This is a genomic window from Paenibacillus vietnamensis, from assembly GCF_020169515.1.
Classification (GTDB): domain Bacteria; phylum Bacillota; class Bacilli; order Paenibacillales; family Paenibacillaceae; genus Pristimantibacillus; species Pristimantibacillus vietnamensis.
Map to the genome: position 1 here is coordinate 25,360 of NZ_JAHMHW010000010.1, position 21,966 is coordinate 47,325.

Below are 21,966 nucleotides of genomic sequence, written 5' to 3' on the forward strand. Positions count from 1 at the left end.
CCTCGGCATTTATCCTTTACTCGGTTCAAGCTGCTCCGCTAAGGATTGAATGATTTGCACATATTGCTGCATCATTTCCAGTATTTTTGCTTTGTTCAAACGAGCATTGTACATACACTCCACATACAGATGGGTTGGATGCTCGTGAAGCACAAGAAGCAGGTCACACTTCTCAGCGAATGTCATTTCTGAAGCAGAAGCGCTTTTACGCATAAATCCAGGGAGCAATTCATGTTCATCCTTCACGATTTGCATTGACGCCGGATCGATTAACGGATCATTCGGTGACGCCGCTTCTTTCACCTGATCTTGTACGATTCGGAACAGGTCCGGAAGCTTCTCAATCTTGCGTAAATCAATCGTTACGAAATGGATCTTGCCGTTCCAGTCTGTAATAGCCGGAATCGTGATTTGCTCTTGCTCCGTAAGCTCGGCTTGCAGATAGAGAAACAAAGCCAGCATGAACTCCGATAGATGAAGCTGCATGCTTTCGGCAGCATCTCCAATGGACGCGAACCATTCATCTTCAATGGTGAAATGCAAGACACCTTTTAATCCTTTGTCCGCCGCGAAGAAGTCTTCAGGATATGGAATGGCTCGTACTTCAGATTTTTGATCTTGGTAGATGGTTTGACGAATATACGCTGCCAATTTTGAAATCGACGGGTAAGCAAACAAGTTGATCACCGTTACACCGGCATACAGGGGTTCAATGAGACTATGCAGCCGGATCAATGACAACGAGTTTCCGCCGATATCAAAGAAGTTATCCTGCGTTCCTACACCTTTAATCCCGAGCACCTGCTCCCAGATTCGTACGAGATCTTGTTCGATTTGATCGAGCGGCGTTGTATGCCGGGCTTCCCATGCTAATCCTTCTGCTTCAGGTAAAGCTCGCCGGTCGACTTTCCCATTTGGCGTAAGCGGGATCCGATCCAATACCGCAAATTGTGCCGGAATCATATAATCCGGTACCTTATCCGCCAAATAATCCCGCAGCGCAGTTAGGGTAAGCTCTTCCGCCGTGACGATATAGGCGATAAGCGATTGATTGTCTTTGCAGATGACCGCCGCTTGATGAATCGACGGGTGAAGAAGCAAATGACTTTCGATTTCTTCAAGCTCAACCCGATAACCCCGGATTTTCACCTGATGATCGGCACGGCCAAGGAATTCGACTCTTCGATCCGGCAGTAACCGGACGATATCCCCGGTACGGTAGAGTCGCTCCCCTTCCACAAAAGGATTAGTTAAAAATCTCTCTTCCGTCAGCTCCGGACGATAGAGATAACCTCTCGCGAGCCCTGCTCCCGAGATAAATAATTCGCCAGTCACCCCTGCGGGTACAACCTGAAATTCCGAATCCAAAATGTATATTTTATTATTATGAATAGGTGTTCCGACCGGTACGTTGATTCGATCGGCTAATTGCTCCGGATCTACAAACCCTGCCATTGCGCCGACGCAGGTTTCCGTCGGTCCATAATGATTCATGACTTGAACATGGGGATACGTTTGAAGGAAGCTTCTCATTTCCTCCGCATTCATGGATTCGCCGCCAAGCACCACTAACCGCAGGGTTTCACATGCTTTACGCCATTGATCGGGAGAGGCATGCCGCATCATGCGAAACAGCGAAGGTGTCCCTTTGATAAAACTAATTTGATAGTCGCCCAAGTAGGCTAATAAAGCCTCTGGAACCCGCACCAAATCTTTATCGGCGATATGAAGCACACATCCGTTTAATAAAGAGGAATATAAGCTGGTATAGCCCAGGTCAAAGGCATAGGAGGAAAGCAGGATCGTACGATCGTCAGCGGTTAGCTTCGCCATCTCCGTAAACCAAGTGACATAGTTGACCATACTCCGATGCTCGATCATCACGCCTTTTGGATTACCCGTACTGCCGGATGTATAGATGACATACATCAAATCGTCCGGCTGATTCCCGCTCTCCGGATTCGTGGTTGGCTGTTTAGAAAGCGCAGAATCATGAATATCGATCCTCTTCCCCTTGTAATCGATTTGATCCGGCAAGCCGCTTTGTGTAACCAACACATGTGCGCCGCTGTTGTTCAATAAATAGCTGACTCGTTTCGGCGGGAGCTCCGGATCGACCGGGACGTAAGCTCCGCCTGCTTTTAAAATTCCCAGAATGCCGACAATCACTTCAACCGATCTCTCTACCATCAATCCCACGATCGTATTGGCCGTTACTCCCTCGTGACGAAGCTGCCAAGCCAACTGATTGGCCCGTTCATTTACTTGATGATAGGTTAAGCTGGTTTCACGATGAACAACAGCTATCTGATTGGGTGTTCGGCGCACCTGTTCTTCGAATAACTGATGAATGGTCCGGTCGGCCGGAGCCGCGGCCTCCGTCTCATTGAGTTCGAAGAGAATCTGTTGTTTCTCCCTATCGGTTACCATCGGGATACTCGCCAAACTCTTCTCTGGCTGAGCGATGACCGATTGAAGAATTCGCAGATAGTGTACGGCCATGAGCTCTATCGTTTCTTTTGTAAACAACCCTGCTGCATATTGGAAAGTAAACCGGAGCTGTTCATCGGTTTCTTGCGCATATAAACTTAGGTCAAACTTGGCTAACGGATAAGGTGTCTCATAAGGCTCAAACCGGATTTCCTCGCTGCCGCTTTGTGGAATATCCGGATACTCCATCGAAAACATGACGTCGAATAACGGATTTCTGCTGAGATCCCGTTTTACTTTTAAGTGATCGACCAAATAATCGAACGGATAATCTTGATGGCTGTACGCCTCTAATGCTTTTGATTTTACCTCGCCTACGTACTGCAAAAAGGTTTTGTCGCTGCACGGTTTCGTACGAATAGCCAATGTATTGACAAGCATTCCGACCATATTCTCTACATCTGCGTGCGTTCGGCCGGCGATGGGAGTACCTACGATCACATCCTCTTGACGGCTGTATTTTGCCACCAGTACATTAAAGGCTGCCAGCAGAACCATATAGTTTGTCGTGCCCGTATATTGTGTCAGCTTCCTTAAGTCGGTCATGACAGAAGGATCTGCAGCGAACGATACGGAATCTCCGTCGAATTGTTGAACGGCAGGACGCACGAAGTCTGTCGGCAACTGCAGAACGGGAACCTCATCTGTAAATTGGCTCACCCAATAGGATTCCTGCTGCTTCATGGCTTCTGATTGCAGCAGCCGATTATGCCAGGCTGCATAATCTTTGTATTGGATGTTTGGCTCCGGTAACGGACGTCCTTCATAGACCGCCATGAGCTCACGAAGGATAACTCCAATCGAGGTTTCATCCGAAATAATATGATGCATATTCATGACAAGAACGAAGTCCATTGCCGTACGTTCCAGAACGGTTGCTTGAAAGAGCGGCGCTTGTTCCAGGCTAAACGTTTTATTGACCAGCTGATGCAGCCAAAAATTTTCATCGGCTTCAGATGAAACCGGAATGAAATCGACGGTGAACGGAACGGCCGGATGTACCTTTTGCATAACTTCTCCGTTAACCAGCCCGAAGCCTGTTCGTAATGCTTCGTGCCGACCGACCAGCGTTTGCCAGCTTTCCCGGAAACGCTGCCGGTCTAATTGCCCCGTGATCCGAACGGCAATAGGAATGTTATACAGCCGTTTGTTTTCTACAATCTTATCCAGGGTGAACATTCGTCTCTGTGCCGAGGATGCCGGATAGTACTCTTGCGGCTCAACGGCCGGAATGGACCGGTGCTGCCGTACCTCCGCTTGCATCAGAAACTGAGCCAGTTTTTCTACCGTCTGATACGTAAAAATATGTTTGATCTCTATTTCCACTTGTAATTCCTTGCGCAATTTACTGACAAGAATGGTAGCTTTCAAGGAATGACCGCCCAGCGCAAAAAACGATTCCCGGACGCTAATACGCTCCAGCCCCAATACTTCTTGCCATACGGCGGCCAGCTTGGTCTCCCATTCATTGCGCGGCGCGGTCGGCTCTTGTTCAAGATAACCTCCGGCTTGCGGTGCCGGCAGCTGCTTGCGGTCGACTTTGCCATGCGCCGTCAGCGGAATTTGTTCCAGCTGTATAAAATAACTTGGGATCATAAAATCAGGCAAGGACTCGGCGGCATGCTCACGCAGATCGGACACGGATAATGGCTCCGATCCAATCACATAAGCACACAAATATTTATCCTGCTGATCTTCTCTAGCGATGACTACCGCTTCTTTTACTTTGTCCAGCTGTAATAAACAGTACTCGATCTCGCTAAGCTCCACCCGGTAACCCCGGATTTTGACCTGCTGATCGATCCGTCCAAGAAACTCAAGCGTACCGTCAAAAAGCCACCTGGCTTGATCGCCTGTTTTATATATTTTTTCCCCTGTCTGGAACGGGCTCTCGATAAACTTCTCTTTTGTCATCTCAGGCTGATTGAAATATCCTCTGGCAACGCCCTCTCCTCCAACCCATAGTTCGCCAGGTACGCCGACCGGACGGAGCAGCTCTGTCTTTGGATCAACGACATAAGCGGTGGAGTGCCGCAGCGGTTTACCGATAGGAAGAGTGGAATCAAAATCGCGATTGACAAGATAGGTTGTCGAAAACGTCGTATTTTCCGTCGGCCCGTACGAATGGATCACCTTCAGCTTCGGACAATGCTTTCTCACCAAATTGACATGGCTTGCCGATACGACGTCCCCACCCACCAATAACGTCCGTACCGTGGAGAACATTTCCGGATTCCCTTGCGATAATTGACTGAACAAAGGAGATACCAGATGGACGATATCAATTTGATGGTCTGCTAATTCACGCTCGATTTGTTCGGGATCAAGCAGCTTCTCTTTACTTAGCAAATAGAGAGTTAACCCGTTTAATAACGGTCCCCAAATTTCCAGGGTGGAAATATCAAAGGCAAAGTTACCTGTCATCAGCAGGCGGTAACCTGGATTAAAATCAATAAAATCCTGATGGATGACTAGACGAAGCACGTTGCGGTGCTCGACCATCACCCCTTTTGGTTTTCCTGTTGAACCCGATGTATAAATGATATAAGCCAAATCCGACGGATCGTTCACATGCGGTAAACTCTGCGGATCGTTTGTCTCCCCTGACGGATCGCACAAATCAATCACTTCGCCTGAATAATGGAAACGCCCGATCCATTCTTGTTTGGTTAATAGCAAGGATGCCCGGCTGTCCTCAAGTACATATTCAATTCGCTCGGCAGGATACCCGGGATCGATAGGCAAGTAAGTCCCCCCAGCCTTTAAAATAGCCAGCGTTCCAACAGCCATCTCGATGGAGCGTTCCACCATAATGCCTACAATGGATTCTCGCCCAACCCCTTTTGCGCGTAACCTGTGAGCCAATCGATTCGCTTCTTCATTTAACTCCCGGTAAGTCAGCTGCTTTCCTTCATAAACGACGGCGATTTGATCGGGCGTTTTTGCCGCTTGCTCATCAAACCATTGATGGATGGTCCTGGACCGCAAAACAGCCGACTCGTCCTCGGACTCCGGCGGGTTAAATACCGTTAAAATCCGACTTTTTTCCACTTCCGTCAATAAGTCCTGATCTTCATAACGTGCCATAGGAGCTTGAACAACGGACTCCAATGCCTTCCGGTAATAACCGGATATCAAAGCCATTTGTTCTTCACAAAACTGGGCTTCATCCCACTGCAATAATAATTGCAGATGATCCGACCGGTCTAATCTGAACTCCACCGACATTGCAAAGTTATTATAGGTTCTCTCGGAAAACTCCAGCACATGGAAATCGTCCAAATCCTGCAAGGAATCAAGAATATGAAAATTTGTATAGTTAAAGATCACTTCATATAAAGGGCTTCCGCCCGAATCCTGTTGAATTTGCGCCAAAGGATAACGACGATAACGCAAATAGGATTGTTCTTGTTCAAAAATTTGATGAATGAGCTCCGTCCAGGTTCCACCGGACATGGCAACCCCAAACGGCAAGGCATTGAGGAAAAGCCCCAGCGTTCGTTCGCCGTCATGGCCTTCCGTTCGTCCGTTAAACGGTACGCCTGAAATAACCTCTGGCTGTCCGCTCGCCATCTGCAGCACTCGGAAATGGGCTGCGAGCAAAATACTCTTTAATGGCACTTTCAACCGGTTGGCAAGCTGCTTCACCGAATCAGATATAGCTAGCGGAATCTCGACTCCCTGTTCACGGATTTGGTGCCGCTGCTCCGTTTTAGCTTTGTGCCAACGGGGCAGCTCATGGAACGGGTGAGCTGATACTTGCTCTTTCCAAAAACGCCGATGCTCCTCACACCGTAGTGCCTCTTCTTCCATCGCCACATAATCACGAAATTCAGCTTGCGGCGCCTGTCCCGTTTTCACTTTGTGATTAATGAAGGTGACATAAAGACGGAATACCTCGTCAAATAAGGATGCCACGCTCCAGCCGTCCAATATCGCATGGTGTTCTATGCATGTGAACTGAAAGGTCTCCTCCGAGCGAAGATGAATCACGATTTTAAACAACGGAGCTTTTGTCCAGTCGAAGGAAGCCGTTTCTTTCTTTTCCTTCCAGTCTGCCAGCCATTGCTCTTGCTGCGATGATGACAGATGGCGTAAATCCGTTACTTCAAAAGGCAGCTCCACCTCTTCATGTACCAGCTGTAGAGGCCCGGTATAACCGGTTAAATCAAACGAAGTACGTAATACGGAATGATCGTTCATTAAGCTGGCAATCGCTTGTTCCCATGCTTGCCGATGAAAAGGAGCCTTCAGATGGTACGAAGAAACATTGAGATAAGTCATCGAATCCTGCTGATAGCTGCTGTGAAACAACATCCCCTCCTGGAGCTTGGTCAATGGATAAGCATCGATAACTCCCGAAGGCAAACGGGTACGGTCCTCCTCCGTGATCAGCTGGAACGGTGCGGTTACAGACAAGCGATCTTCCATCCTTTTAGAACTTTCAATTACAGGAGCTAATTCGCGAATAGTCTGGAAACGAAATAGATCCTGCACCGTCAGGGAATAACCCAGCTTTCTCACTTCACCTAAAATCCGAATGCTTAAAATGGAGTCTCCGCCTGCTTCAAAGAAATTATCGTCCGCTCCAATCGGCTGTACCTGCAGCACCTGCTCCCAGATTGCGGCTAATTTCTTTTCCAGCTCCGTGCGGGGAGCCGCATAATTTCCTGGGACATTTGTAAAATCAGGCGCCGGCAAAGCAGAATAATCCACTTTTCCATTATGGTTGAGCGGAATGGCGCTTACTTCAACGAATGCCGCAGGTATCATATAATCAGGCAGCCGCTCCTGTAAATAACGGCGCAGATCATCCTTACCACCGGATAATCCGGCCTTTTCCCCTACCACATAAGCGATAATCCGGTTTCCAGCCTGCCGGTCTTCCTTCACGGCTGCAGCTGCTTCGCGAATGCCCGGATATTGGCCCAAGACCGACTCAATTTCTCCCAGCTCGATACGGAAACCGCGGATTTTCACTTGATGATCCATTCGTCCATGGTATTCCAGCTCGCCGCTTGGCAAATAACGGGCCAAGTCGCCTGTCTTATAGAGCCGTTCTCCGGCTTCATTGGTTATAAAGCGTTCGGACGTTAATTCGGGCCGCCGCAAGTACCCGGGAGCGACACCTGCTCCGCCTACATACATTTCGCCTACTACTCCCTTAGGTACAGGCTGCAGATGCCGATCCAATACGTAAACTTGCAAATCGGGAATCGGGATGCCGATAACATTTCCTTTCCCTTCTTCCAGATCCGCCGAGGCAATCGGGCGATAGGTCACATGAACCGTCGTTTCCGTGATGCCGTACATATTGACCAGCTGCGGCGTTTGATCTCCATACCGCTCAAACCAAGGGCGCAAGCCTTGAAGATCCAGCGCTTCTCCGCCGAAGATGACATAGCGCAATGAGGTTAACTTCCGGCCGGCCGGAGCTGTGCCGACCATGGCAATCAATTGCCGGAAAGCAGACGGCGTCTGGTTTAACACGGTCACTTGCTCCTGCTCAAGCAATCGGTAATAATCCTCCGGAGAACGGCTGATCCAGAACGGAACAATCACTAATTTTCCGCCGTATAACAGAGCCCCCCAAATTTCCCACACCGAAAAATCAAAGGCATACGAATGATAAAGCGTCCACACATCGCGACCCGTAAACCGATACCATGCTTCCGTAGCGGCAAACAAACGCGTCACATTGCCATGGTTTACCAATACGCCTTTAGGCTTGCCTGTTGTCCCTGAAGTATAAATGACATAAGCGAGTTGAAGGGCGGACGCCGGCAGCTCCAGATTATCCTTGCTTTGCCGGCTGACAGGTTCCCAATCCGTATCCAGATGAATCGGTGTTACTGTCAGCGACGGCCAGCTTTGGCTCACTTCGCTCTGAGTCAATAAGGCCTTAACCTGTGAATCCTCCAGAATAAATTGCAACCGGTCGGACGGAATCTTCGGGTCCAGCGGAACGTAAGCCCCTCCTGCTTTTAAGACGCCTATAATCGCAACAATCAGCTCCAAAGAACGCTCCATACAAATCCCCACAAGCGAATTTGCACCGATCCCTCGTTGTACCAGCTCATGAGCCAATTGATTGGCTCTTTCATTCAGTTCCTGGTAGGTATAGGATTTCTCCTCAAAGACAACGGCAGCGGCATGAGGCGTACGGGCGGCCCGTTTCTCAAATAATTGGTGAATCGCATGTTCCGTATCAAAATCACGTTTATTTTGCTTCATTTGTGCGGCTTCTTGCGCTGTTTCCTCTATTGTGACCATCTGTAAACGAGTCAGCAGTTGATCCGGTGCTTCTATTCCATGCTGAAGCAATCGTTCGAAATGACCGGCCATGCGCCGAATCGTCTCTTCCCGATAGAGATCCGTATTATATTCAAAAAAGCCTGTTAATCCGTCCGCCTCTTCCGCTATAGTCAATGTCAAATCAAACTTTGCCGTCCGGTTATGAAGCGAAACCGGGGTACAGGTGACGCCTGGCAGCTCCCATGCCGTAACCGGAATATTTTGCAAAACAAACATCACTTGAAATAGAGGCGAATGGGCAGCACTCCGCTCAAGCTGCAATTCATCGACCACTTTGTCGAACGGAACTTCTTGACGATCATAGGCGTCTAACGTCACCTGACGAATGTGCTCGACCAATTGCCTGAATGACCAGCCTTCTCCAATTCGGCTCCGCAGCGCTAACGTATTTGCCACGAAACCAATCAAATTTTCCATTCCAGCTTGATTTCGGCCCGCGATCGGGGTCCCTACCACAAGATCGTCCTGTCCTGAATATCGATACAGCAGCGTTTGGTACGCCGCGAATAAAGTCATAAATAACGTGACGCCTTCCTCTCTGCTGAAGCCTGCCGCGGCCTCTTTCAGTTCCGGGCTAATAGAAAAGGAATACGAAGCTCCTTGATAGGCTTGCACGGGCGGGCGGGGTTTATCTGTGGGCAAGGACAAGGTTGCCGGGCTGCCTTGCAATTGCCGCTTCCAGTATGCGAGCTGTTCCGCCCATTTGCCTGATTCGTATCTTTCTCTTTGCCACTCCGTAAAATCAGCATATTGAAGCGATAGTTCAGCCAGGCCGAGCGGCTGGTCTTCCACAAGATGGCGATAAAATGCCTGCCATTCTTTAATAAGGACAGCCATGGACCAGCCGTCCGTAATACTATGGTGCATCGTAATGGCTAGAAAATGCTCATCCTGCGATACTTCCAGGAGGTGTACTCGAAGCAAAGGACCGTTTTGCAAATCAAACAACCGGCTGGATTCCGCCAAAGCCCAAGCTTGAATCCAGCTTTCTTGATCCATGCGGGTTGAAGGATCGATGCGGGAGACCGGGAGGGAGATCGATCGTTCGAGAGCAATGACCTGAACCAGTTGATCCTGCTCCATACGGAATGAAGTTCTAAGCGCTTCATGCCGGTCCACAACGGCCTGCAAGCTTTTTTCCAAGGCGTTTCTATCTAACGCACCTTGCATACGGATCAAATAAGGCAGATTGTATAAGGGGCTATCGGGAGCCATTTCACGGAAAAACCATTGGCTTTGCTGCACATCCGACGCTGGAAATACATAATATTGCTGATGTTGTTCGTTCATTTTTTTGCTGCTCCTTATCCTTGAAGATGACGTGCCACCCGGCTTCGGGAGACGATGACATTGGAGGTCGCTTTTATCCCTTGCTTCCGCGCTTCCGCTATGACTTGCGCCTGCTCGGCAATCGTTGAGGCTTCAAATACCGTCCGCTGAGTCAATTCGATTTGAAACTCCGAACGCATCCTTACAAGGATTTGTGCCGCCAATATCGATTGGCCGCCTACGGCTAAAAATGGATCCTCTACCCCCACCGATTCCAGCTGTAAAACGTCACGCCAAATCGCAGCCAATTTCTCTTCTATCTCATTCCGTGGAGCAACATAAGATGGTTGAATAATCTTAGGCTGAGGCAGAGCCCCGCGATCTATTTTTCCATTAGCCGTTAATGGGATTTGTTCCAGCATTACAAAATAAGACGGAATCATATAGTCAGGTAATTTTTGCTGCAAATAAATTCTTAAATCTCTTTCCAATTGTGAATGTTCCTTCTTAGCCGTAAAATAGGCGACTAACCGCAGATCATCGGCCGAGTTAAATTCCTTAGCAGCGACCACCGCTTCCTGCACATCAGGATGTTTCATGCAGGCCGCTTCAATATCTCCTAACTCAATCCGGAATCCTCGTATTTTAATTTGGTGATCCATCCGGCCCAAGTACTCCAGATTGCCGTCTGCCATATACCGGACCAGGTCGCCTGTGCGATATAATCGTTCATTCGGCCGGCTGCTCCAACTATTCGGAATAAATTTTTCTTTCGTAAGCTCTTCCCGCTTCCAATACCCGCGCGCCAAACCGGCTCCGCCCAAATACAGCTCTCCCGGCACTCCGACCGGAACAGGCTGCAGGTGTTTATCCAGTACGTAAGCTTGTGTATTGTGAATGGGGCGGCCGATAAAAACGGGCAGCTCCGGCCCGCGATCTACAAAGCTATAAGTAGAATAGGTTGTGTCTTCTGAAGGTCCATACAGATTGATTATCTTCTCCACCGTTGCTGCTTCATAGATTTGTTCCACAAGTGCGCGCTTTAACGGTTCACCTGCCAAATTCACCGTCCGCACGGCAGCAGGAATCGCCTTCATTCTTACCAATTCTCTGATCGCCGACGGCACGGTATTGATTAAGGTGACTTCGCCGGCGGCCGGCAGATGAGGGAGCTGTAAAGCATTTTCGGCTAAAATCAATTTTCCGCCCATACTCCAGGTGACAAACATTTCAAAAACGGACAAATCAAAATTAATCGAAGTAGAGCCCAATACACCGGCCATCTCCTCCGCCGTATAGACTTCTTGAGCCCATTGCATTAAAGCAATGACGCTGCTGTGCTCTACGGCAACGCCTTTCGGTTTCCCGGTAGAGCCGGAGGTATAAATGACATACGCCAAACGATTCCCTTGAATCGGTGCCGCAAGACGGGGAGCCTGGCTTCCTGCCTCCCGAATGGCATCCCGGTCCCGGTCCAGGCAAACCACTTCTATATCACGCCCGGCAAAGGATTGCGCCAATAACTCTTGGGTTAATAATAGGGGAGCTTTCGCATCCTCCAGGATCACGGAGAGCCGCTCCGACGCATACGCAGGGTCCATTGGGACATACGCCCCTCCGGCTTTCAAAATCCCCAGAATGGCGGCCGCCATGTCCATCGACCGTTCCATATGAACGCCAATCAAGGTTTCCGGACCCATCCCTTTTTGCAATAAATAATTGGCTACCCGGTTCGCGCGTTGATCCAGTTCTGCATAAGTGAGCCTATCTTTGCCATGGACGATAGCCTCTGCATATGGAGTCCGCCTGACTTGTGCCTCGAACCAATGCGGAATACATGGATTTTCCGCCGGCTTCGTTCTGGCGCTATTCCATTCAAGCAGCATCTGCGCAGATTCTTGCTTGGTAAGCAGTGGAATCCGGTCGATCGGGATTTCCGGTTGATTCAGATAACCCGCGAATAACTGCCGCAAATGTCCTGACATCCGTGTAATCGCAGCTTCTTCACAATCATGTTCAGAATAGAGCAGCGCCCCCGTCCATTCTGTCCCCGCTCGCTTTATTTCCAGCGTAACCGTACTTTTTACCTGCAGACCCCCAAGAGAAGGAAGAGCGGAACATGTAAATGCAGAGGTCGTTTCATCCCGATCAAAAAAACCGTTTTTTAATAGACTCTGAACCGCTTTTACTTGGATGCGAAAGAAATTTATCTCTGAAAAATCGATAGCTAACGGAACCGCCTTGTCCTGCTCTCCTTCCCTCATGATTCCAACAACGATCCGTTCCAGTCCCGTATAGCGGTAAAATAAACCGGCCCAGGCTGTCAGCAAAGGAACTTGAAGCTCTATTTGTTCTTTCCGGCAAAACGAAATAACCTTTTCAACAAGCTCGCTTGAAAAACGAAAGGTGTGGCGCCGGCATTTCGTCGTTAACATAATTCCCTCCTCATCTGCCTTACGCATTCAAGCGCTCTTTGATTGACGAGATCCACAACTTCTTTGGCATGGTCGAGAAGATAAAAGTGACCCCCTTCAAAAAAACGGTATTCGATTTCTTTTGTGGTATATTTCCTCCATTCCTCCAGATCGGTAATCAAATGATCCTTTTTTCCATTAAAAATGGAGATGTTGCAAGGTAACGGAGTCATCTCCTCTTCCGCCCGATAGGTTTCTACCGCTTTCATATCGGCCCGGATGATCGGAAGAAACATACGGATAAAATCCGGATCCTCCAGCAGCTCCTTAGGAGTCCCTCCAAATTGGAAAACCTCTTTCTTCAGCTCCTCATCCGGTAAATGATGCCGTATTTTGTTCGCCGGCTGATGCGGAACGGATCTCCCTGAGAAAAAAACATGCAAAGGACCTTGCTTTCCGCTCTGCATGAACTTTTTTGAAAGCTCGTAGGCTATTAAACTCCCCATACTATGACCAAAAAACATATAAGGCTTCTGCCCGATATCAGGCTGGATCAAGGAGCATACATCTTCTACTATATCCGCTATATTCGTTAATAAAGGCTGAGGAAGCCGCCTCCCCCGTCCCGAAAACTCAATCGGAACGAGCTCGATCGCTTGATCCGCATACTTGAACCAGCTGTGATAGATTTGTGCCGTTCCCCCGGCGGAGGGTAAGCAATATAGTCTTATTTTCCGTTCCATGCTCATTCACTTCCTATGTCTTTTCACCAATCGGGACAACCGGGCGATTCCTTCTTCAATCTTGTCATGGTTGTTAAACGAAAAATTCAAACGGGCCGACGAAGCAGCCATTTGGCTTTGAGTGGCGGCAAAAACATTGCCCGGGAAAAAGGTGACCTTCTCTGTCGTGACCGATTCCCTGAACAGCTCCATCGTATTGACCGACTCAGGAAAACGAACCCAAATAAACAACCCGCTCGAAGGGATGGTCCACGACGCATAGTCCCCCATCTGAGTACACAAATGATCGATCATACAATTTCTCCGTGAACGGTATTCCCGACGCAAATGCTGAAGATGATCGGTAAACTCGTCTTTTTGAAGGAAGTTAGCGGTAATCTGCTGCGTTAGCGTTCCGGTATTAATATCAGCCGCTTCCTTAACGATAGACAGCTTCTCGACGATCTCTCCGCCCGCAACGATCCATCCCAATCTCAAGCCGGGCGCAAGAATTTTGGAAAAGGATCCGACATAATAGACCCAATCGGGTTGAAAGGACTTGACCGCTGGAATCTCACTATCTTCATAGGCTAAGAAGCCATAGGGATCGTCCTCGATAATCGGCACTTCATAATCCGCCGCCAATTGAGCCAGCTTTTGCCGCTTTTCTCTGCTCAATGTATAACTAAGCGGATTGTGACCGCTGGGAATCACATACATACAAGCCGGACGCTCCCCCGCCTGCAATACCATTTCCACCTGTTCCACATCAATTCCCATGACCGGATCGGTCGGTACCGTTAAAATCCGCGGTTGAAAAGGTTCTACTACTTGCAGAAATCCCGTATAGGTCACTTCTTCAGCCAAGATCGTCCTGCCGGGATCCAGCAAAAGCCGTGCCAACAAGTTAATTCCTTGCTGCGCCCCTGCCGTGAGGAAGATTTGCGAGGTGCTGCACTGAACACCGCGTTGACTCATCAACCGCTGAATTTGCTGCTTCAGCCGTTCCGTCGGAGGACCATACTGCAGATGATCCGATTGCTGTAACACTTCACCCGCTGATCGTGCCAGCTGCTCCGCCGGAAAACACTCTGTACTCGGCAAACCCAAGCCAAAAGAGATATATTCCGGACCGCTAGTTAACTCAAGCATATCTTGTAATGCAGAACGCTTCGTCACCTGCGTCCAGGCCGCTAACCGCTGAGCCATACGAATCTCTCCCTGCTTCTATAAATTTCCTCTTTTTAATTGCTCACGCTCCACCGCTTCAAATAAAGCTTTAATATTCCCGTTACCGAAGCCGCGCGAGCCTTTTCGCTGAATCACTTCAAAGAAGAGAGTCGGACGATCCTCCATCGGTTGAGCAAAGATCTGCAACAGATAACCTTCCTCATCCCGGTCGACCAGAATATTAAGCCGGTTCAAGCTATCGACCGATTCATCAATCTCGCCTACGCGTTCAGGCAGCAGCTTATAATAAGCGTCCGGAGTATAGAGAAATTTAAGCCCGTTTTTCTCCAGGTTCTCTACAGACTTGATAATGTCGTCCGTTTCAACCGCGATATGACCGATCCCATCCCCCCGGTTATAATCAAGAAACTCCCGCACTTGCGATTTCTTTTTACCTGGTGCAGGCTCTACGATCGGAAATTTCACCCGTTCCGTATCATTTTGCATCGCCTTTGTCATCAAGGAAGAAGTATCGGAGCTTATATCGTCTTTATTAAAAGAGTTCAACAAATGGAAACCGAATACTTTGGCATAATATTTCGCCCATTTGTCCATGTTCTCTACGTTAATGGCAAGATGATCAATGCGGGTTAAGCAAGTGTCATAGGAAGAAACGCTTTGATTGACCTCCTTAAAGTCAGGTAAAAAGAATCCCGTATATTCCGTACGTTCAACTAACGTATGAACCATTTCTCCATAAGCGCCGATCCGTGCCAGTTTCAATTTCCCATACTCATCTTCCAGGACCTGAGGCGGCTGGATTGGAATTCCGCCATTTTCAATCGCCGTTTGATAGAGCTTCTCGATCTGTTTGACGCGGAAAGCAATATCCTTCACCCCATCCCCATGCGTATGAACAAACTTCGCGATTTCATGCTCCGGTTCATAGGCGGAAGTAAGGACAAGATTGATCTCGCCTTGCTGCAATAAATAGGAACAAACGTCACGATGACCCGTTTCCAGACCTTTATAGCCGGCAATTCGAAAACCGAACAGCTTGCTGTAATAGAAGACCGCTTGTCTTGCATTCCCTACTAAAATTTCCACATAATCGATATCCTCGATCGGAAACACATCGCTCACGAATTGCTCCGATTTCAGCTCTACTTTCGTATTGTTCATCCCTTTCTCCTCCTCTGTCCTATTGATCTTTACCGGTCAAAAGATTTTCCCTGGATTCAAAATATGGTTCGGATCAAAAACTTCTTTTATTTTTTTCATCCACAGCACGGCATCACCATGCTCTTCGGTTAAATACTGCTTTTTTCCAAGTCCAATGCCGTGTTCTCCCGTACAGGTTCCCCCGCGCTCCAGCGCGAAACGAACGATCCGCTTATTTACTTTTTCCGCTTTCGCCACTTCCTCGGGAAGAGACCTATCAATCGGAAAAACCGCATGATAATTACCGTCGCCAATATGTCCAAGAATAGCGCCTTGCAGGTTCTCCGCTTGCATGACTTCCCTGGCAAAGCTTACGGCTTCCGGTAAAACGGATAAGGGAACACAAACGTCCGTCGTCATTAATTTCTTATCCGGTGCAGATGCCGCAATGGCAAGAGCCGCATGCCGTCTGGCATCCCACAATTGATCCCCGATGGTTTCATCAAACGTATGGCTCCATCCACAGGCTCCCTCATCCCGGATAATTTCTTTGACTCGTTCCCATTCCGCCGTAACAGAGCTTTTCCATCCGCTTAGCTCCAAAAACAAGGTCGGTTTTTCCTCATATTTCGTCTGTTTGTAGGCATTGATCGCCTGGAGCGTATATTCATCCACCAGCTCGAGCTTACCGGGTTGAATCGAACGGTATAACATTTGATTCGCAGCCTTGCAAGCTTTTTGCAAATCAGGAAAAACCGCCGTCGCGTATAGAAACGTGTCCGGAAGCCCGTATACGCGCAAAGTAAGCTCAGTGAATATGGCGAGCGTTCCTTCCGATCCCGCCAGCAGATGGGTTAAGTGATAACCTGCCGAAGACTTTTTGGCCAAGCTCCCGGTCCGAATCCATGAACCGTCCGCCAAGACGGCTTCCATCCCTAAAATTTGATCTCTTGTCATGCCGTAACGGACTGCACTGCAGCCGCTGGCATTGGTCGCCGCCATACCTCCCAAGGTTGCATCTACTCCCGGATCAATCGGAAAGAAGAGTCCGTATTTCTTCAGCTCTTGATTAAGCTGCATTCGCGTCACACCCGGTTCCACCCGCACGGCAAAATCATCTGCTCTAATCTCTAAAATCCGGTTCATATGGGTGAAATCCAGGCTGATCCCTCCCTGGACGGGTACAACTTGTCCTTCTACGCTTGTTCCCAGTCCAAAAGGCACGATGGGGCACCCTGTCTGATTGGCATAAGTGATAATTTCTCTTAATTCTTCCTTATCCTTAGGGTAGATAACGACATCAGGCAAATGTTCGGCATGGTAAGAAGTAAGATCCTGGCTGTGCCGCTGACGTACAGCCGCACTGGTACTTATTCGTTTCGGGTCGCGCACAATTCTCTCCAGATCCTCTAACAACGCTTACCTATTCTCCTCCCGTTACGATCAGATCAGATAAATTGAACCTCAATACAATGCTCCAGCACTTTTTTCAATTGCTCCCGGTTCGGTCTTCTCCAAACGAGTCCAAATTGTTTCAGCAGCCATTCGGTCTTGTCCGAAAGCATAACAACGTGTGCATGCGCTTCCTCTACCCGCTCCTCAAAGAAACCGAAATGAAGCAATAGTTTATGAATATAAGGACCTAAACGTTCATCTGTATAGTTATCGCTCATAAAATCGATAAATTGCTCATAAGGCGCCGTTTTCACAGATAAACCGGATGCCTTTGCCGCTTCTCCCAGCTCATAGAAGCTGGTTTTATCCATGTTCATCAGATGATAAGTTTCGTTCTTTAACTGCTCCCGATTAAACAGCAGACAGATGCTGCGGCTGACATAGTCGATGTAGGTAAAATCAATCTCGCCTTGCCTGCTGTCAGGGAAAATCCCCATCTTGGCCATAGACTGAATAATGGTATACAAACCGTTGTCCTCTATGTTTTCCTGGAATCTGCCCGTTTCGGAATGACCCATAATATTGCCGACCCTGTAAATATTGCAGATGAATCCCTTGTTCCTTGCTTCCACCATCAGCTTTTCCGCTTCTAATTTACTTTCGCCGTACGGATGGCCTACTTCTTGACCGATATCATGGTCGTATTCCGTGAACACCACACATTTGCGGTCCTGCATATTTCCTTTGGAAACCGCTGTAGTCGAAATAAAGTTGATATCCTTTGGTTTATGTTCCTGAGCAAACCGGATGATCCGCTTTGTGCCGTTTACATTCAGCTCTTCAAATTCGGAGTAAGGGCCAAAATGCTTCACGATCGCCGCCGAATGGATGATACAATCGATCGTTTCAGCGAGAGAATGATAATGTTCCTCTTCCAGCCCGAACCTGTCCTCTACCAGATCTCCATTTACCACGGTTACTCGATTTCGGTCAAATGGAGTGAATCCGAAATAATACTTCCATTTCTCCGCTAACCGCGCCTCAGCTTCTGCTTGCGTCTTGCCTCGGACTAGGACATGGAGATGACTGCTTGTCTCTTTTAACAAATCGTGTAACAAATGAATGCCTAAATAGCCGGTTGCACCTGTCAAGAAAATATCGGAATAGGTTTTCACCCGGGTAAGATCTGCCGTTTCCAGTTCCTTAAATCGCGCCTCATATTTATTGGTTTCTTCTTGAATAAATGGCTGCATTTCTTTAGAAACCGCAGATGGCGGCTGTGAGCTCTTCTTTAATTTCTCCAGCTTCACTTCAGGGCTGTCTGATTGCTCTTTGATGTGTTTAGCAAGCTGATAGATCGTCCGGCAGGTGAACAGATCGTTTAGAGCCACTTGATATTTTTCATGGAGCTTCGACACAAATTGAATCGCAATAAAGGAGTCTCCTCCCAGATCAAAAAAATCTTCATGGATATTCACCACTTTTAATCCCAGAATCTTTTGCCAGACAACTGCGACATCCTGCTCTTTTTTGCTGTAGTTGTTATCTTCTCTACCCGACAGCTCGACGGTTTTGGATGGGGCTTCCGACAGATCAGGAATATCAATCCAGCATGGAACGCGATCAAAGGGATAAGCCGGAAGCGACACCTTGTATGCGGATTCCTTCCTGTACAGCTTGTCCCAATCGATAGAGGCTCCTTTTACATAGAAGTCCGCCAGCCTTAGAAGCAAGCTCTCTTGTCCGCTGCCGGTTTCAAGAGCTTGTTCCACATAGCGGCTCGCTTGTTCGCTTTCAAAAGATTCGGTTGTATGCCGGTAAAAAACATTTTTCTCCGTTTCTTCCCAGCCATTCTTCGCTAATTTCAAAAGCTTGCCTTGAAGGTCCCTTACATCATTGACAACCATAGCTATACGATACGGATAATGGTCTCTTCCCGTACTCGCCGTATAACAAATATCCCTTAGACTTGCCTGTTCACTCTGTTTCCGGGTCAGATCACGCACATAGCCGGTCAGCAGCTCGCGTAATGCCGTTTCGGTCTTGGCAGAGAGCATAAACAAACGAGGGCCTTGCCGTTCGGCGACCTCCCTCTTGGGTGGAGCCTCTTCCAGCACAAGGTGACAGTTCGTTCCGCTCATCCCGAAAGAACTAACTCCGCAAAGACGAGGCATTCCATCCGTTTCCCAATCCGTCAATTGATCATTGATATAAACAGGCGATTCTTCAAACGAAATATTTGGATTAGGTTTATGGAAGTGCAAGCTGGCGGGAATCTTCTTATGCTGTAAGCTTAACGCCGCTTTAATGACCCCTGTAATGCCGGACAACGAATACGTATGGGCATAGTTTGTTTTGACTGATCCGATTGCACAAAATTGTTTCTTATCCGTGTACCGCCGAAAGGCATTCGTAATGGCCGAAATCTCAATCCGGTCTCCCAACTGGGTTGCCGTCCCATGCGCTTCAATATAAGAGAGGTGTTCCGGATTAATACCGGCATCTTTCCACGCATCTACAATAACGGCTTCCTGCGTGATCGGATTAGGAGCGGTTATGCTGATCGCACGTCCATCGTTATTGGATGCGCTGCCTTTAATTACCGCATAAATATGATCATGATCGCGCATCGCTTTACTTAACGGCTTTAAGATCAAAGCGGCAGAGCCTTCGCCGAGTGTGGTTCCCTCCGAGTTATCCGCAAAGGTTCGCGTCCGGCCATCGGATGATTCCATGCCCACGCGCGATCCGATATCCGCCGGAAGCAAATTGAGCTTAATCGCGCCTACAATCGCCTGATCCATCTGGCCGTTGCGCAGCATTTGAACCGCAACATTGATCGCACTAAGGGAAGAGGAACAAGACGTATCAATCAGCATCGTAGGACCATGCAAATCTAATAAATAAGAAATGCGGCTTGCCGTCATTGGCCCCGAATTCCCCGGGTAAGCCAGATAAGTCGATTCCGGTTCTACATCCTGGACGATCGTCTGGTAGCTTAACGGCTTGGCGCCTTCACTGCTCACAAACACGCCAGTATTTGATCCGGCCAGCTTTTTACCGCCATAACCGGCGTCTTCTATCGCCTGCCAAACCGTCTGCAGGAACAAGCGCTGGTTAGGATCCATCAGCTCGGCTTCTTTCGGTGTGATCCCAAAAAAGGAAAAATCGAATTCATCGATTTCTTCCAGATAACATCCTCGAAAATACTTGATCTTATCATTAGCGTGTTTAAAGCGCAGGTAGGCTTCGATGTTTCTTCTGCGCTCTTCCGGAAATTCACCCGAGCAGTCTATTTCATGAATCAAATTACTCCAAAATTCATGCCGGTCCGCCGCTTTAGGATAATGCATGGCCATCCCAATGATCGCTATTTCTTTTGTCGATACTTCATGAATGATCGCTCCGGAAGCTTCCGTTTTGTTTTTACTGCTTTTTAGATCAAAATTTAAAAGCTTGGCCATGTGAATTCCCCCCGTTCGATTCGCGCAAACTCATTGACGACAGGCATACGGAGTAATGGCTTCAGCCGTTTTTGTTGCTCGCTGTGCGGCACTTTTTTGGTTTCAAAGACGGAACGCAGCATCAATAGCGCTTCTGCCATCTGCTCTCTGGTAGGCTCTTGCTTGGTTTGATCCAATTGCATGGAGAGCTGCTTCACCTTTTGATAAGGTTCAATTACACCTTGTACATAAGCCTCGTTATCCCAATTGCGATTTTTTGTCGCTGCTGCGATCGCCAAGCACTTCCCGATGAAAGAAGGCTCGGTATCCTCACGGTTGAACGCTCCCTTTACCTTTGGAAGATCCTCCGTCTCTCCTAAAGACACGGTCAGGATGGAACTTGCATTTTTTTTCATTAAGCTTTGCAGCACTTGCTTAGGCCCTAGTTCAATGGCCGTCTTCACATGTTGAAGCCGTAAATACTCAACCGACTCCTGCCATCGGACCGGTTCAGTCATTTGCCGGGTCAACAGATCTATCAGATGCTCCGGTTCATGTGGAAGCGCAGTCACATTAGAGATCACAGGGTAGTCTCCTGAACCGAAGCGATATTGGGCAAGTATTTCTTTAAACTGGCCGGCAGCAGGCTCCATCATTGGACTATGGAAAGACGAGCTCACATTCAAGGGATTCACCGTTACTCCCTCAATCTTTAACAGTTCAGAAGCGACCTCGTTAACGGCCTCTTGATGCCCGGATAACACGAGCTGTTCCGGAGCATTGTAACAGCCAATGACAACCGGCTTCTCCTTTGTTGAGATTTGCGCACATAACTCCTCGACTCGCTTACGATCCGCTTGACCGATTGCTGTCATGACGCCCAAACCATTCGTAACCGCTTCTTGCATCAATTGACCGCGATGACGCACAATTTGCAGAGTATCAGCGAACGAAACCGCTCCGCTGCAGGTTAATGCGGAAAATTCCCCCAAGCTATGCCCGGCAGCAAAGTCCGGTTTAAGCCCTATCTCATCCATATAGACACGATATGCGGCTACACTTGCTGTCAATACGGCAGGCTGCGTATACTCCGTTCTTGTTAATTGGAACAGCTCGCCTTCAAAACATAATGAAGACAGACGGATCTTCAGTACGTCATCCGCCTCTTCAAAGGTTCTTTTAGCTATAGGAAATTTGTCGGCAAGACTCTTCCCCATCCCTATGTATTGGGAACCTTGACCCGGAAATAAAAGAGCAATCAATAACGCGTCCTCCTTACATTCATTTTTTTAAGTGCGATTTCTGCGGAGAACCACCCCCTCAAAGTTATTGAATGAAGCTCAAACGACGTTTAAATCACAAAATTTTCTGACTTTTTCGGGCACACTCTGCCGCTTAGCGCCGCATCATAGGCGTAAAACAGCCCCCACCTTGTTTGCAAGTTGAGGGCTATGATTGGCTCGATCATCATCTACGAAATTCTTACAAAAATGTGGTCTCAAGTATGTGCATCCAAATAATAACACTAAGTTCCGAAGAGAAGAAGGCATCTTGCGGACTATTTAAATAGTAATTGCCGCCCCGTTC

The 21,966-nt window shown here is 48.2% G+C and carries 8 protein-coding genes; all 8 read right to left on the reverse strand.

The window, feature by feature from the left end; all coding sequences use genetic code 11:
• Positions 1–9 precede the first annotated feature (9 nt).
• Genes KP806_RS18195 through fabD form a run of 8 tightly spaced genes read right to left on the reverse strand, consistent with a single transcriptional unit; the run spans position 10 to position 21,641 of the window.
• Positions 10–10,095 carry a non-ribosomal peptide synthetase gene (locus KP806_RS18195; RefSeq protein ID WP_224725154.1) on the reverse strand — a complete coding sequence of 3,362 codons (10,086 nt, stop codon included), beginning with the start codon at positions 10,093–10,095 and terminating at the stop codon, positions 10–12.
• A gap of 14 nt (positions 10,096–10,109) precedes the next feature.
• Positions 10,110–12,509, reverse strand: a complete 2,400-nt coding sequence (locus KP806_RS18200; RefSeq protein WP_224725155.1) for a non-ribosomal peptide synthetase — start codon at positions 12,507–12,509, stop codon at positions 10,110–10,112.
• Positions 12,503–13,231, reverse strand: a complete 729-nt coding sequence (locus KP806_RS18205; RefSeq protein ID WP_224725156.1) for a thioesterase II family protein — start codon at positions 13,229–13,231, stop codon at positions 12,503–12,505. Before KP806_RS18205 ends, KP806_RS18200 begins: the two co-directional genes overlap by 7 nt.
• 6 nt (positions 13,232–13,237) lie before the next feature.
• Positions 13,238–14,419, reverse strand: coding sequence for an aminotransferase-like domain-containing protein (locus tag KP806_RS18210; RefSeq protein WP_224725157.1), 1,182 nt, complete (start codon positions 14,417–14,419; stop codon positions 13,238–13,240).
• A gap of 18 nt (positions 14,420–14,437) precedes the next feature.
• Positions 14,438–15,562 carry a 4-hydroxyphenylpyruvate dioxygenase gene (gene hppD, locus KP806_RS18215; RefSeq protein WP_224725158.1) on the reverse strand — a complete coding sequence of 375 codons (1,125 nt, stop codon included), beginning with the start codon at positions 15,560–15,562 and terminating at the stop codon, positions 14,438–14,440.
• Between the two features lie 36 nt (positions 15,563–15,598).
• Positions 15,599–16,957: an FAD-binding oxidoreductase gene (locus KP806_RS18220; RefSeq protein WP_224725159.1), complete on the reverse strand. Its 1,359-nt coding sequence runs from the start codon at positions 16,955–16,957 to the stop codon at positions 15,599–15,601.
• 32 nt (positions 16,958–16,989) lie between these two features.
• Entirely contained in the window at positions 16,990–20,400 is a 3,411-nt protein-coding gene (locus KP806_RS18225) for a type I polyketide synthase (protein WP_224725160.1), read from the reverse strand.
• Entirely contained in the window at positions 20,385–21,641 is a 1,257-nt protein-coding gene (gene fabD, locus KP806_RS18230) for an ACP S-malonyltransferase (protein WP_224725161.1), read from the reverse strand. The genes KP806_RS18225 and fabD overlap by 16 nt, the downstream gene beginning before the upstream one ends.
• Between the last annotated feature and the right edge of the window lie 325 nt (positions 21,642–21,966).